The organism is Brevibacillus ginsengisoli, from assembly GCF_050113715.1.
Taxonomy (GTDB): Bacteria; Bacillota; Bacilli; order Brevibacillales; family Brevibacillaceae; genus Brevibacillus_H; species Brevibacillus_H ginsengisoli.
Genome location: NZ_JBNJQR010000009.1, coordinates 29,683 through 44,002, shown reverse-complemented (window position 1 = coordinate 44,002; position 14,320 = coordinate 29,683). Strand labels below are relative to the sequence as shown.

Below are 14,320 nucleotides of genomic sequence, written 5' to 3'. Positions count from 1 at the left end.
ACGCAGCAGCCTTGAACTATTTATTTTCGGCAAACGTTTTTCACGGCTTGCACAGTCTCCAGCGCTTGCTCCAGATTGTCGTAAATCGCATTGCCTACAACTACCGTGTCTGCGATTTCAGCCATTGCTTGCGCCTGTTCGACTGTCCGAATGCCGCCACCATAAAATACATGCGTCTCTTCAAGCACCGATTTAGCGGCGCGAACCATCTCGACATCGCCGTAAGTTCCACTGTATTCCAGATAGACAATCGGCAAACGACAAATCTTGCTGGCTACTTGAGCATAGGCCTTTGCTTCTTCCCCTGTCAGAATCGGTCGCGCTTTGGTTACTTGTGCCACTGAGGAGTCCTCGTTGAAGATCAAGTACCCTTCCGAATAAATCGACTCCCAGTGAATATAGGCACCGTATTCCTTCAAGCCCTCCACATGTGGAGCAAATAACCAATCCGAATCACCCGCATTCAAGACAAGCGGGACGAAGTAGGCGTCAAATCCAGGAACTACCGATTGCAGGTTGGACAGCTCCAAGACCGCAGGAACGGCATATCGTCTGATTCTCGCCATTAAATCAAGTGTGTTCTCATAGGTAACACCAAGCGTTCCCCCTACCAGAATCGCATCGGTACCCGATTCACAAACAGCTTCCAACGCATCGTCGTCAATCGGTTTATCCGGATCTAGTTTAAACGCGTGGCGCCAACCACTGTAATCAATCACGTCAACAAGCCTCCTGCCTATTTGCCAATTCTCTCCAAGGCAAGCTGATAGCCGTCATTGCCGTAGTTCAGACAGCGCTTCACACGCGAAATCGTTGCCGTACTGGCTCCGGTTTCCGCTTCAATCTGGTTATAGGTAAACCCTTTGCGAAGCATGCGTGCCACTTCCAATCTTTGCGCAAGCGACTGCATTTCATTAATCGTGCACAAATCATCAAAGAATTGATAGCATTCTTCCATCGACTCAAGCGAGAGAATCGCCTCGAATAATTGTTCAATACCTTTTCCCTTCAGCTTCTCCAATTGCATCTCGATCACCCCATTATTGTGGGAAATTATTTGTCTCTGTAAAATTTTTATGCGTTAAAGACCTACATTCACTATATTAGAAAAAAAACGCTTCCAATTCAAGTGTTTACTGATATTTCAATTCCTTCGATAATCCTGGCGAATCCGGAACGATATTCATCCACGTATTCCCCGGCAACAAAGGCAATTCCTGCGTAAAGCTGATATCCGTATAGGCACGAATGACGCCTCCGCTGCGCTTCCATTTGATCTTGCGGGCTTTGCCCTCTTGGAACAGGTATCCATCCCCTGGGCCTACGACATCCACGCTTCTGCGGCCTTCTTTATCCAGAACCCGATGTTTGGCTGACACCACGAGCAAATTAGTTACAGAAAGCTGCTGATTCGTCGTCAAATCCAGATGCGGCTGCCCTTGTGTAAAGCGAAGGTACCGTTTGGTTTTGGGATCGTACTGATAGGACACCTTGTAAGCAGGGTGGAAGGTCACATCAATATGGGCGGCTGGCTCTCCCTCTTGTATGGTCGTGTCAGCAGGCAAGAAAGAGATATACGGAAGCTCAGACTTCATGCGCATCCCTTTATCCTGCATGGCTTTTTCAATGTGATCCAAGTCGGTATATAGGTTATGCGGCGCTTTGCGGAACTTCTCGCGCCAAAAATAGGCGCCGTTACTAATTTCATTAATGGATGAGTAATCGGAGTGAGCCAAGGTATCCAGCGCTTCCTGACTTCCTCCAGCGTGCACCATGACAGCGTCAAAGCCAGCTCCCACCTGAATAAAGTAGGGGCGAATGCTTCTTACTGGTCCTACTACTTCCGGTTTCTGACTTTGATAGATGGCGATGAAGCGTGTCACTTCTCCCTCCGCCAGAATCTCATAAACAATGTCCGCTTTATCTAAACCCGATTGGGGACGTGCCTTGGGATGATTGTTGACCATGACCATAATCGGCCGATTGTCCAACTTATGATCAACAGCAACTCCTGTGAATGGAGCCGTGTACGGTTTGGTTGTTGAGATGGGGCCAGTAGGCGCAACAGTTGGCTGCTGCTTGGGATCGACCGGCTTGGTTGCGACGTCTTGGCTGCATGCGGCTAACAAGGAGCACAAGGCGATAGGTATCAGCAGCATTCTGGTTCGTTTCAGCATGTGACCACTCCTTCTATATTTCACCCGTACCTTATTCTTTTTCTGCAACATCCATAATAATCCTCCTTATGGTGACGCAAGAGCAAATTCCTATACTTTTACACATTTCTCTCTTTTGGTTGCCACACCCATTCCCTAGACTGAAAGAAGTCGCATTTCCTGTGCATCACTTGATTATCTGATATGATGGAATTAGGTCACCCCCATTTTTCGACTAGAAAGAGAGATGTAACGAATGGTTCAACCCACTACCTATATCGTTCACCTTGTAGAAGATGAGGTTAATCTGCTGGAGTTGTTAAAACCCTACTTACAAAACGCAGGCTATGAAGTGAGAGCGTTCCAGACTGGTGAAGAAGCGTTGGAAGCACTGAAGTACGACGCTCCCCATCTGTGGATACTAGATATCATGCTGCCTGATATAGACGGCTACGAGCTGCTTCGCCAGATCAAAGGCAAATCAGATGTCCCGATCATTTTCATTTCGGCGCGCGATCAGGATATCGATAAAATCATTGGTCTGGAGCTTGGCAGTGACGATTATCTGGCCAAACCGTTTTTACCGCGCGAATTGGTGATCCGGGTGCAAAAGCTGCTACAACGCACGTACGAAAGAGGAAATTCCCTGCCGGCCAGCCAACCACCAGCACAAGGTTATCAGGACTGGATTCAGGTAGGTCCGTATCAAATCTCCGAAAAGGGCCGTCAAATCAAAGACGCCCATGAGCAAATCGAACTGACGACCAAAGAATTCGATCTCATCCTCTACCTTGTGCGCAACCGTGGACAAGCACTTCAGAGAGAACAGATTCTCACGGCTGTCTGGGGAGATGATTATATCGGCTCCGATCGGGCAGTCGATGATTTGGTCAAACGAATCCGTAAAAAAATGGCCAAGTTCCCAATCGAAACCGTCTACGGATTTGGCTATCGTATGACACAGGAGTGAGGAGGCGATGAGACTGCGTATTCATCTGAAAAACTGGCCCCTTTCTCGCCAAATCGTGATTCTCTTCATGATTCTGACTATCACACTGGGAGCCGGTGTAGGTATTCTGTATCCGTTTGCCATCAAGCAATATCTTGTACAGAATACCTTTAGCCTGCTGGAGGAAGAGTTCGATGCTCTCTCCAGCCACATCTCGTTTAACGAGAAAAACGAATTACTCCCTGTGCCAGCATCCGCTCCATTTTTCCTGCAATTACTTTTACAAAACTACACGTATTCATTTAACGTCTTGGTTTTCGACACAAACGGCGGTCTGTTGGGACATCGAAGCGATCAACCGATTACAGAAGCACAAACGACTTACTTATATAACCGCGCGGCTACCGCCAAGAGTAACGAGCTTCAGCACGGAACGCTGAATCAGCCGGATGAATCCTATTTGTTCGTCAGCAAGCGCATGAATTTTCACGGATTCCCTTACTATCTCGTACTGTTCTCCAAGGAACAGGAGCTTAACCAGATTAACACCATTTTGCAAAAACAGTTCTTTCTGGTCTTTACAATCCTTCTACTCGTCAGCTGGATTCTTGCCGTCTGGTTTAGCAGCTATCTAAGCAAGCCGCTGCGAAAATTGGAGGATATCTGCCAGAAGATCGCGAACCGCCAATTTGATATTCCCCTCTCGCTTGATCGACAGGACGAAATCGGTCAACTGGCTCGTTCGTTCGACTCGATGAAAAATCAATTGAAGGATTACGACGAATCTCAGCGTCACTTTGTGCAGAATATTTCCCATGAACTGAAAACCCCGATCATGGCGATCCAAGGGTATACGCAAGGACTGCTCGAAGGCGTATTTAAAGGCGTGCAGGCAGAGAAGGGCTTGCAGATCATTATGGAAGAAAGCAGACGGCTAGAGGATGTCGTGGAGCAACTGCTTTATCTGACCAAAATCGAGTCGGTCGAAGAGATGCTGGAAATCACGCCTTTGCAGCTTTCCGAGATGTTCTTCTACCTCCAGCAACGTCTGCATGTTTTAAATCCGCAGATTCACTGGGAAATCGCCATTCCGTCTGTAGTAAAGGTAGAAGGTGACGGCGAGCAGCTTAGTACTGCCTTCGTCAATATCCTGGAAAATCAGCTCCGGTATGCCAAAAGTTTATTAAAAGTTGAAGCCGAATCACTGCAGGATGACGTACAAATCGTGATCTCCAATGACGGTCCGCCCATCGATGAAGCTCTTCTGCCCAACCTGTTTCAACGCTTCCGCAAGGGCAAAAGCGGAAAGCATGGCCTTGGGCTTGCGATCGCGAGAGCTGTTATCGAGGCGCACCATGGCACTATACAAGCATCCAATACCGAGCTTGGGGTTTCTTTTACGATCCTCCTGCCCAAAACTCAGTTGAAGCGTAGCCAATAAGCCAGCAAAGAAAGCGAGAAGCGAGGGGATTGTTCCTCGCTTTTTTCATTTTCTATTTTCATCTATTCTATTGATCATTTTTCATTCTATCGATCAAATTTTATTGTATGTGAAATACAGTTTCTGACCATTAAATTTAATAGACATAATATATTGAATTTTCTATGAATTAATTTGCGCCATTATATATTTTTTCGACAAACAGCCTGATAAATTTAGGATTTCATCCATGGTTTCACCTTGTCGTTAATTGACGAAACCGCTTACAACTGATATGTTTATAAAGTATAGAAAAATCAAAAAGTAGTATTGGGGGTTGCATAAAAATGCAGAAACGCAACAAAATTGTTTCTTTGTTACTTTCCTCTTTTCTCGTTACTTCTTTGCTTGCTGGCTGCGGCGGCGGTGCGAGCAGTAACGCAGGAGGAGCAAGCGGAAATGCCGCCAGCGGTTCCACTGTGATCAAAATCGCTACGCAAAGCCCACTCTCAGGTTCTCAATCACTTGAAGGTGAAGGAATTAAACTGGGCGCCGAGTTAGCGGTGAAAGATCGCGCGGAGGACTTCAAAAAGCTAGGATTCGATCTTCAACTTTTCCCGCAGGATGACCAAGCTGACCCAAAACAAGGGGTAGCCAACGCAGAAATGCTCATCTCTGATAACGACGTGTTAGCCGTTATCGGTCACTACAATACAGGAGTAGCGATTCCCGCTTCTGTTAAATACGAAGAAGCCAAGCTGCCTATGGTTTCTCCAGCCAACACAGGCGTGCAATTGACTGAAGATGGCAAAAAATCAGTTAACCGAATCGTAGCTACAAACCACACCATCGCTCCTGCAGCCGCTAAATACGCGAAAGACACTTTGGGCATTAAGTCCGTTTTCCTGATCCACGACAAAACAGCGTATGGACAAGGCCTTGCAGATGAGGTTCGCAAGTCTTTCAAAGATCTTGGCGTTCAGGAATTAGGCTATGAAGGGGTAACAGCTGGCGAAAAAGATTACAGTGCCGTCATCAACCAAGTCATTGCGAAAAAACCTGATCTGATCTTCTTCGGCGGTATGTACGCGGAAGCCGGAATCATCGCGAAGCAGGCGAAGGAAAAGGGCTTCACAGGCAAACTGATGGGCGGCGAAGGTATCGAGTCCAATGATATCTACAAAATCGCCGGAGATGCCGCACCTGGTATCGTTTACGCAACCGTTGTCGGCGATACCCGTTCCACTGATGAAGGCAAAAAATGGATCGACAAATACAAAACCACTTTCAGTAAAGACCCAGCTGCCTTCTCTCCATTCTCCTATGACGCTACACTGGTAGCCCTGAATGGAATCGAGAAAGCAATCAAAGAGAATGGTGGCAAAAAGCCATCCCGCGAGCAAGTAATGAACGCAATTCGCTCTACTTCCGGCTTTAAAGGCCTCTTCACAGATGTTACCTTTGATGACAAAGGCGACAATACTTCCGCAAAAGTATTCATCTATGAATATGGCAAAGACAAAGCTGAGTTCAAAGGAGAAGCCAAGTAATACTTCGACGAAACCCGCTAACGCGTAACAGCGATTAGCGGGTTTTTTTGGTCTTCTTCATTGTCTATCGATCTCTGACCCCACGCACTATTCTAATTTTGCCCCTTTTCACCATGACATGAGTCTTTTACCATAATGAGAAGTCACTGATGAAAAGGAGCACCGCTATGATTCCCATGAGAGCTTGTGAAGACCAAACCAAAATTGAAGAGTTCCTTACGTCAGCACGGATTGGCTTTCTTGGCCTGACTGATGGCAACTCCCCCTATGTCGTCCCCTTAAACTATCTTTGGTGGGACAATCGCATCTACTTTCACGGTTCAGACCAAGGAAAAAAGGTGGATTTGATTCATCAAAACCCTTCCTGCTGTTTTACCGTCAGTGAGGAATACGGGACCATCGCCCAACCGGTTCCCGCCCATACGGACACAGCCTATATGAGCGTGATGATCTTTGGCAACGCTGAGCTTGTCCATGATCCTGTTGAAGCAACCGAGGCATTAGACCGGATGCTGGATAAATACGTTCCAGGCTATTACGCCTCGCCACTCTCTCAACAGCATGTCATCAAATACCGTTCTTCGCGCGGACACGGTGTCGCTCTCTATCGAATGGAGGCTTTAACACTTACGGCAAAAGAAAACCCGGTAAAGACAGACGAGATGTTTTATCCAGGACGGACCCAAAGAATGGATTCTCAAGATTAGAAAAGACTTCGTCCCTTTTCGCTCTGTGGAAGTTCGCAATGAAGTAAAGAAGTCCGCTCTCTCAATCCGAAAGGGAGTCGCCAAACGCTTCGCGCCCCTACGGGGTTGAGTGGCGCCTCTTTTCCCTTTCTCCTTTCCTTCGCTAGGCTTCACTTCCAAGGAGGCTGCAAGCGGACGATGTCTTTTCTTAATGGGCTTGCGCAAATGGAAGAATGCATAATTACTTTACCACTGTAAAGTAATTATGCATTCCGATACAACAAAAAAAGGACTTCACCACTTACGGTGACAGTCCCTTTTTCTTCTTACGCCAAGTAAGCTTCACGCACTTGCGGATCGGTGAGCAACACACTTGCTTCGTCTTGGAGAATAATTTCCCCTGTTTGGATCACATATCCGCGATGAGCAACAGAAAGTGCTTGATTCGCGTTCTGCTCAACCAACAGGATGGTCATTCCTTCCTTGTTCAACTCGGTGACGATTTCAAAGATTTGTTCAACCAGAATCGGAGCCAATCCCATGGACGGTTCATCCAACATGAGAATTTTAGGCTTCATCATCAATCCACGAGCAATCGCCAGCATTTGCTGCTCACCGCCGGACATGGTTCCACCTTTTTGATTAATCCGTTCCTTCAGACGAGGGAAGTAATGAAACGCGCGCTCAATTCCTTCGTCAATAATTTGCTTGTCGGTTACGGAGAAAGCTCCCATCTCCAAGTTCTCTCGCACCGTCAGCTTCGGGAAAATACGGCGACCTTCCGGAACGTGAGCAATCCCCGCCAAAGCGACTTCATGCGTTTTATATCCGGTGATGTCTTTGCCGTTGAAGATAACCTTTCCTTCGCGAGCTTTCGTCTGTCCACAAATAGTTTTAAGTGTAGTTGATTTGCCCGCACCATTGGATCCAATCAGGGTCACTACTTCTCCCTGTTCAACTCTGATCGTCAGCCCTTTCAACGCATGGATTCCGCCGTAATAGGTGTGGACGTTCTGTAATTCTAATAGCGCCATTGTCTAATCCTCCCCTCTTACGACACTTCCGTAGCACTTTTGCCGAGATAAGCTTCAATAACATTCGGATTGGTACGGATTTGCTCAGGTGTACCCTCCGCAATTTTGCGTCCATAATCCAACACGTGAATATATTCTGACAACCCCATGACCAGCTTCATATCATGCTCAATCAAAATGATGGTGAGATCTAATTCTTTCTTCAGCTTGCGAATAAAATCTGTCATCTCCACCGTTTCGCGCGGATTCATCCCTGCCGCAGGTTCGTCCAGCAAAATAATTTGCGGATTCGTTGCCAGTGCGCGCGCAATCTCCAATCGTCGTTGCAACCCGTATGGGAGACTTCCCGCCGCTTCATTGGCAATATGCTCAATGCCCACATATTCAAGCAGCTGATAAGCTTCCACTCTGGATTTCTCTTCCTCTGTACGCACTCGCTTCGTGTTAAACAGGATGCCGAGGATTCCAGCAGACAGACGGCTGTGTACACCTACCATGACGTTCTCCAACGCACTCATTTGTTTAAATAGTCGGATATTTTGGAATGTCCGAGTGATGCCTCGTTCCGCAATCTGATCGGGACGCAGGCCTTTGATACTCTTGCCGTTCAACAACACATCTCCTTCATCCGGCACATAAAAACCGGTAATCATATTGAAGAATGTTGTTTTGCCGGCTCCGTTCGGCCCGATAACCGCTGTAATGGTTCCTTTTTCTATTTGAATGGTGACGTCCTGATTGGCTACGAGACCGCCGAATCGTTTGGTCAAACCATTTGCTTCTAATAGTGCCATCTTGCTGCCCCTCCTTTTGGCTGGATCTACTTGCCTCCCGTTATTTTCCCTAAGATGCCTTGCTTCACGCTGGTATACTGGCTTTTCTTGATGCCGTCAATGTCGTTTTTCTTCCGTTGGGCCGGTATTAACCCATTCGGTCGATATAAGGCGGCTAGGATTAATAAGATACCAAAAACAAGACGTTGGAACTTGGACGGGTCAAGCTGACTCGGCAAGTTAATGATTCCGGATGCCTGCAAAGAATGCAGGAAGTTGGAGAATTCCTTCAGTAATTGAACCTGCAGAACCGTAACGAATGATGCCCCCAGAATTACACCTGGGATACTGCCGCTGCCACCCAAGATAACCATGACGAGGATACCGATCGATTCCATCATGGTAAACGACGTCGGGTCAACGAAGGTTTGCTTGGCGGCGAAGATTACCCCTACCACCCCTGCGAAGGAAGCACCCGTAGCAAAAGCGGCAATTTTGGTTTTCAAGAGAGAAATCCCCATGGACTGCGCGGCCAATTCGTCTTCACGAACAGCGATCCAAGCGCGTCCCAGACGTGAATGCTCGAAGCGGACGTTCGCCAAAACGATAAAGGCAATCACAAACAAGACAATAAAGTAGAAGTAGAACGGTGTGGACATTTTTATTCCGAACAACTCCGGTGAGGCTATTGGCGTAAGGCCTTGAGGGCCGTTTGTGATGTTGATGGGCTTATCCAGGTTGTTAAAGATAATGCGGATAATCTCCCCGAACCCAAGTGTTACGATGGCCAGGTAGTCCCCTTTTACACGTAAGACTGGCAGACCTAGTAAAATACCGAAAATAGCCGCAACGATTAATCCAACGATTAAGAACAGCCAGAACCACTCGCCGGAGAGCGGGAACAGATGACCCGGGATAAATTCATTCGCTTGCGCGGTAGCAAAAATCGCATAGGCATAAGCTCCAGCCGCGAAGAACGCCACATAGCCAAGGTCTAATAAACCAGCGAAACCGACTACGATATTAAGCCCAAGTGCCATCGCAACATAAATCCCTACCTGTGACGCTACCTCCATGTAATAGCGGTTGTCACCGGCCACCAACGGGATAATCACGAGAAGTATTGCTGCCCCCATAAGCGTGCGGATGAGCTTGGATGTTTTTGTGTAGAATACGAGGATTACGGAGAATAAAATCCCGATAAAAGCGATTACTGACTTTTCCATCAAGTAAAGGGCGGTAGCAAAAGCGGCTACCCAGATAACGGTAAAGAGAAGAGGGATTTGTTTTTCTTTGAAGACAGAATTCCATAGATTATTCGCCATGTTCTCTCACCTACACTTTCTCTTTTACGGCTTCGCCAAACAGACCTTCTGGCTTGAACAAAAGCACGAGAATTAGAATCGCAAACGAAAATACGTCTTTATACTCGGCACCAAAAGCGCCGTTCGTAAGCGGCCCAAGGTATGCACCGGCAAGTGATTCCAACACACCCAAGAGGACACCGCCGACCATCGCCCCACGAAGATTACCGATACCGCCAAGAACCGCTGCGGTGAATGCTTTTAAACCGAGAATGAATCCAATGTAAGGGTCAATCGTTCCATAATTCTGAGCGAAAAGCACCCCAGTGGCACCGCCTAAGCTGGAACCGATCAGGAAGGTAAGCATAATTACTTTGTCGACATTTATAGTCATCAGCGATGCCGTAGATTGATCTTGGGCTACAGCACGCATGGCGATTCCCCATTTAGTCTTGTTTACGAAGAAAGTTAATGTAATCATCATTACAATCGCAAGCACGATAACAATTAAGCCTTTAACTGGAATAGTGGCAACTCCCAAATCAATCTGTCCAGGGAAGAGGATTGGCGCATTCAAGTAAAACTCATTGCGAGTAATCGCTTCTGTAAAACGAACCACGTCCTGTAACAAGAACGAAACACCAATTGCCGAAATAATCGGAACTAATTTGGGAGCATTGCGCAGCGGACGATAAGCGACCCGCTCGATGCCGACACCAAGCGCTCCAGTAACCACAGAGGCGATCACAATACTAAGAATGAAGGCCAAGTAAGGATTCATGCCTGAATTCGCCGCATCCGAAATTAATAAAACTTCCGTACCAACAAACGCACCCACCATGAAGATTTCACCGTGCGCGAAGTTGATAAACTCCAAAATTCCGTATACCATCGTATAACCTAAAGCAACGACGGCATACATAAACCCGAGGGTTAGTCCATCAACCAGTACTTGAGGCAGCATGCTGAGCATCGTCTTTTCCCTCTTTTCATGTAAATTTCTCTATCTTTACTAAACTCATTGCAAACTGGAAACGAGACGGTCTCTTCTATACGCAAGGAAAGGGCGACAACCTACGTGTCGCCCCGATACAGCGTGCTGAGATGAGGCAAAGAATAAGCTGCGATTTGTTCTATGTTGGATTATTCAGCTTTACCCACAAAAACGGATTTATCTTTTTCATATTTATAGATAAATACTTCCGCGTATTTATTGTCACCCTTGTCGTCAAAGCTGACTTTGGTGAATTGTCCTTGGAAATCCGTTGTTTTGTGAACGGCATCCAGAACTTGCTCACGCGTTGGTTTTTTGCCACCGTTTGCTTTGATCGTTTCTTTTAAGCCGTTCAGGATGACATTCATGCTGTCATATCCGTATACGGAGAAGGTTTCAGGCTTTTTGCCCATCGCTTTCTCATAATCGGCAGCCCATTTCTTCCCTTCTTCGGTTTGCGATACGTCACCCGCTATGGATGTGAAGATAACTCCTTCAACAGCTGGACCAGCAATCTTGATCATGTCGGAAGAGTCTATACCGTCGCCACCCATGAAGTAGCCTTTGAAGCCTTTTTCACGAGCTTGCTTGACCAGGATACCGCCTTCCGAGTAGATGCCTCCAAAGTAGAGAAGGTCAGGCTTCTTGGAGACTACTTGGTTAAGTACTGCGCTATAATCTTTCTCGCCTTGGGTGATCCCTTCGTAACCAAGAACTTGCACGCCGTCCTTTTCCAATTGGGCTTTTACCTGATCAACAAGACCTTGGCCATACGCTGTTTTATCGTGAATGAGGAAAGCTGTTTTTGCACCCAATTGGTTCTTCGCGTAAATCGCGGCTTTCGGACCTTGCGAGTCATCACGCGCGCAAATTCGGTGAACAGTTTTCTTGTTTTCTTCGGTCAACTTGACTCCAGTATTAGCTGGAGATACCATTACCAGCTTGCCTTCTTCATACTTGACAGAAGAGGGAATCGCGACACCTGTGTTAAAGTGTCCAACTACCCCGTAGACATCTGGATTGGAGATGAGAAGCTCCGCGTTCGCTACGCCTTGCTTGGGGTCTGCTTGGTCATCCTGTGGATATAATTGCAAGTCAAAACCCATTTTTTTGAATTCGTCTTTTTGGAGATTAAGAGCATACTCCGCACCTGTTTTGATAGCATCCCCGATAGCAGACTGCGACCCTGAGAGTGGGCTTTGCGTCGCGATCAGGATCTTTCCGCCATCTGAAGCTCCGCTGTTTGCAGAACCACTTGGTTGAGTCGTTGAGCCGCCTCCGGCACTGGGAGCACCGCCACCGCATCCTGTGAGAGCCATTCCAGCAGCTAAAACCGCTGTCAGAAATCCGAGCTGAGTCTTTCTCTTCATACCCGTTAAATCCCCCTTTTCTACCTGTCACTTGTCTTTCTATCACCAAATTCCTTCTGGCTTCTCAGCTCTCAAAGAATGTAAGTGACGTCTCTATCATGCAGCTGATGGCAGATGTAGCTTGGCTCTTCAATTATTGTAAGATAAATTAGAAGATTTACAAGAGAAAAAATTATTTTTATTGTTATATTATTTATGTTTTTGCACAATTCTGGATCATTTTGGAATAAGTATATCTTTAGTTTAATTCGGTAAAGTGTCTAGTTGGCTGGATGGAACAATGATTTTTCTCTTTTTGACATCGTAAATCCCTTCATCCATGAGCCGAATGAACGGTAGATGTGTAGCCGTAATAAACAACAGCGAGTAGATTGGGTCGATATGTTTATGGCCTTTTTTCCGCAGGAATTCACAGAACTCCTCACCTTTCTCCACAAGCACTGCCATCGGCTCCTGACTGACCATCCCCGATATCGGAAGACGCTGTTCAAACTCTATGCGACCTTGGTTCAAGAGTACGATTCCGCCGTTCATTCGATTCAGGTGACGGATGGCTTCGGCGATCTGCACCTTATCTCTTCCCAGTACGATCCAGTCACCTGAAGCCGTATAGGTACTAGCCAAGGCGTCGATATTCTCTCCAAATCCGCGGAGGACAGCCCGAGTAATCCTTCTTGAGTGCGTGTCCAGCAAAAAGACGTAACAAAGCGATGGGTCATGCTCCAAACTGATGAATCCGTCCGAGTCCCGTGGCAGCTTTTCCATCGCTGGTTTGGTAATCACGGCATTCAGCATCTCGATGACGGAAATCTCTGTGTCCGGGTGTACGAAATCAAACCAATCAGCTGACGCTTGCATAAGCCAGTCATCGCTGCGATTCTCAAAGGAAAACTGGGACAAGTCCACGTTCAGAGGCTTTTGTACCAACTGCTGATTGCGACTCCACACCTTTCCATTGGCCATAACTGTATGCGGCACGGGATTTTCAGGAGCGGAAAGCATCAGGATATCGGCGATTCTTCCTGGTGTAATACTGCCAATCTCCGCGTCCAAGCCATAATAAGTTGCCGGGTTCAACGTAGCCATTACATACGCTTCCGTGGCTGGCGCACCCGCTTCGATGGCTACGCGAATGGTGTAATCCATGAAGCCTTTTCCCATCATTGGCGGTGTGGAACCGTCTGAGGTCAGCATAAATCGCGAGGACCAAGGGATCTGTCGCTCACGGATTCCCTGGATGAGAACCGGCAAATCGGGACGAATAGACGAATGACGCAACGTAACATACAATCCCAGACGTAGCCGGTTGATTAGTTCATCAACGTTAATGCTTTCGTGGCATGCTGTCACGCCTGCCGCAGCCGCAATGTTGAGTGTATCCCAGGAAGCGCCCGGATGATGTCCTTCAATTCTTTTGCCGAGTTCTCTTGCCTTCATCATCCCGTGGATTAACTCTTCTTGCTCAGCCAGAATGCCACCCCAATCGGTTAATTCGCCTGCCTGAATGACGAGGGGATGGGCGAGCATCTGGGTTAATTGGTCTTTTGTGTACCTTGCCTTTTTCTCTATTTTCTGACTTTGAGGATCAAGCCTTGCCCAGAAGTACTGTTTAACTGGATGCCCAGACAAAAGATCCATGATTTGCGTTACCTCTTCAAACGGCAAGCTATTGAAAAGAAATAGGTTATCCGCGATCATTGTCGTCGTTCCACGCGCTAAGGCATAATCGTTTAAATTAAATGGGTTGTACCACTGAAATGGATGCGCATGCGGCTCAATATAGCCGGGCACCAGATAAGACCCTGTCGCATCGATAATCTCTGTGTGTTCGTCGACTAACGGCTCACGTTCTCCTATGTAGGCGATTCGTTCTCCTGCGAGTACCACATGGGCTTCCCGCCATTCTTTGAGGAAGACGTCCAGCACCTTCCCGCCTCGGATCCATACCGTGGCCGCTGCCTGATTCTTGGCAGTTCGCAACAGCTGCAAATATTTTTCTTGCGATAATGGTCGTATACGCATAATCGTTCATTCCTTTCATCCGTTTTTTTCCATGTTTGTTTTTCGGAGGTGGTTACAAACTA

The 14,320-nt window shown here is 47.1% G+C and carries 13 protein-coding genes; 4 read left to right on the top strand and 9 right to left on the bottom strand.

From position 1 onward, the window contains the following. Nucleotides 1-20 precede the first annotated feature (20 nt). The 3 genes from pcrB to ACQCN2_RS17770 all read right to left on the bottom strand — a co-directional run bounded on the left by pcrB (nucleotide 21) and on the right by ACQCN2_RS17770 (nucleotide 2,177). The gene (gene pcrB / locus ACQCN2_RS17780; protein WP_426930282.1) at nucleotides 21-719 is read right to left on the bottom strand and encodes a heptaprenylglyceryl phosphate synthase; all 699 of its coding nucleotides are present in this window, start codon (nucleotides 717-719) and stop codon (nucleotides 21-23) included. Between the two features lie 17 nt (nucleotides 720-736). Then, entirely contained in the window at nucleotides 737-1,027 is a 291-nt protein-coding gene (locus ACQCN2_RS17775) for a YerC/YecD family TrpR-related protein (RefSeq protein ID WP_426930281.1), read from the bottom strand. Nucleotides 1,028-1,133: 106 nt separating this feature from the next. After that, nucleotides 1,134-2,177, bottom strand: coding sequence for a DUF3048 domain-containing protein (locus ACQCN2_RS17770; protein ID WP_426930485.1), 1,044 nt, complete (start codon nucleotides 2,175-2,177; stop codon nucleotides 1,134-1,136). 235 nt (nucleotides 2,178-2,412) lie between these two features. Between ACQCN2_RS17770 and ACQCN2_RS17765 the strand changes: the two genes are divergently transcribed. The 4 genes from ACQCN2_RS17765 to ACQCN2_RS17750 all read left to right on the top strand — a co-directional run bounded on the left by ACQCN2_RS17765 (nucleotide 2,413) and on the right by ACQCN2_RS17750 (nucleotide 6,782). Beyond that, a complete protein-coding gene (locus ACQCN2_RS17765; protein WP_426930280.1) occupies nucleotides 2,413-3,126 on the top strand; it encodes a response regulator transcription factor in 714 nt (237 codons plus the stop codon). A gap of 7 nt (nucleotides 3,127-3,133) precedes the next feature. Next, nucleotides 3,134-4,546, top strand: coding sequence for a HAMP domain-containing sensor histidine kinase (locus ACQCN2_RS17760; RefSeq protein WP_426930279.1), 1,413 nt, complete (start codon nucleotides 3,134-3,136; stop codon nucleotides 4,544-4,546). 326 nt (nucleotides 4,547-4,872) lie between these two features. Continuing rightward, entirely contained in the window at nucleotides 4,873-6,075 is a 1,203-nt protein-coding gene (locus ACQCN2_RS17755; RefSeq protein WP_426930278.1) for a branched-chain amino acid ABC transporter substrate-binding protein, read from the top strand. Between the two features lie 167 nt (nucleotides 6,076-6,242). Further along, on the top strand, nucleotides 6,243-6,782 hold the full coding sequence (locus ACQCN2_RS17750) for a pyridoxamine 5'-phosphate oxidase family protein (RefSeq protein ID WP_426930277.1): 540 nt from the start codon (nucleotides 6,243-6,245) through the stop codon (nucleotides 6,780-6,782). 305 nt (nucleotides 6,783-7,087) lie between these two features. On the opposite strand, the gene ACQCN2_RS17745 is transcribed toward ACQCN2_RS17750, so the two are convergent. The 6 genes from ACQCN2_RS17745 to ACQCN2_RS17720 form a co-directional block, all read right to left on the bottom strand. Then, nucleotides 7,088-7,795 (bottom strand): ABC transporter ATP-binding protein, encoded by a 708-nt coding sequence (locus tag ACQCN2_RS17745; RefSeq protein WP_426930276.1) that lies wholly within the window; start codon nucleotides 7,793-7,795, stop codon nucleotides 7,088-7,090. A 17-nt stretch (nucleotides 7,796-7,812) separates the two neighbouring features. Next, nucleotides 7,813-8,589 carry an ABC transporter ATP-binding protein gene (locus tag ACQCN2_RS17740; RefSeq protein ID WP_426930275.1) on the bottom strand — a complete coding sequence of 259 codons (777 nt, stop codon included), beginning with the start codon at nucleotides 8,587-8,589 and terminating at the stop codon, nucleotides 7,813-7,815. A gap of 26 nt (nucleotides 8,590-8,615) precedes the next feature. Beyond that, nucleotides 8,616-9,893 carry a branched-chain amino acid ABC transporter permease gene (locus ACQCN2_RS17735; protein ID WP_426930274.1) on the bottom strand — a complete coding sequence of 426 codons (1,278 nt, stop codon included), beginning with the start codon at nucleotides 9,891-9,893 and terminating at the stop codon, nucleotides 8,616-8,618. 10 nt (nucleotides 9,894-9,903) lie between these two features. Continuing rightward, on the bottom strand, nucleotides 9,904-10,845 hold the full coding sequence (locus tag ACQCN2_RS17730; RefSeq protein ID WP_426930273.1) for a branched-chain amino acid ABC transporter permease: 942 nt from the start codon (nucleotides 10,843-10,845) through the stop codon (nucleotides 9,904-9,906). A 170-nt stretch (nucleotides 10,846-11,015) separates the two neighbouring features. Further along, the gene (locus ACQCN2_RS17725) at nucleotides 11,016-12,236 is read right to left on the bottom strand and encodes a branched-chain amino acid ABC transporter substrate-binding protein (RefSeq protein WP_426930272.1); all 1,221 of its coding nucleotides are present in this window, start codon (nucleotides 12,234-12,236) and stop codon (nucleotides 11,016-11,018) included. A gap of 243 nt (nucleotides 12,237-12,479) precedes the next feature. Further along, complete coding sequence (locus ACQCN2_RS17720) at nucleotides 12,480-14,258, bottom strand: adenine deaminase C-terminal domain-containing protein (protein ID WP_426930271.1); 1,779 nt, start codon at nucleotides 14,256-14,258, stop codon at nucleotides 12,480-12,482. Nucleotides 14,259-14,320: the final 62 nt, after the last annotated feature.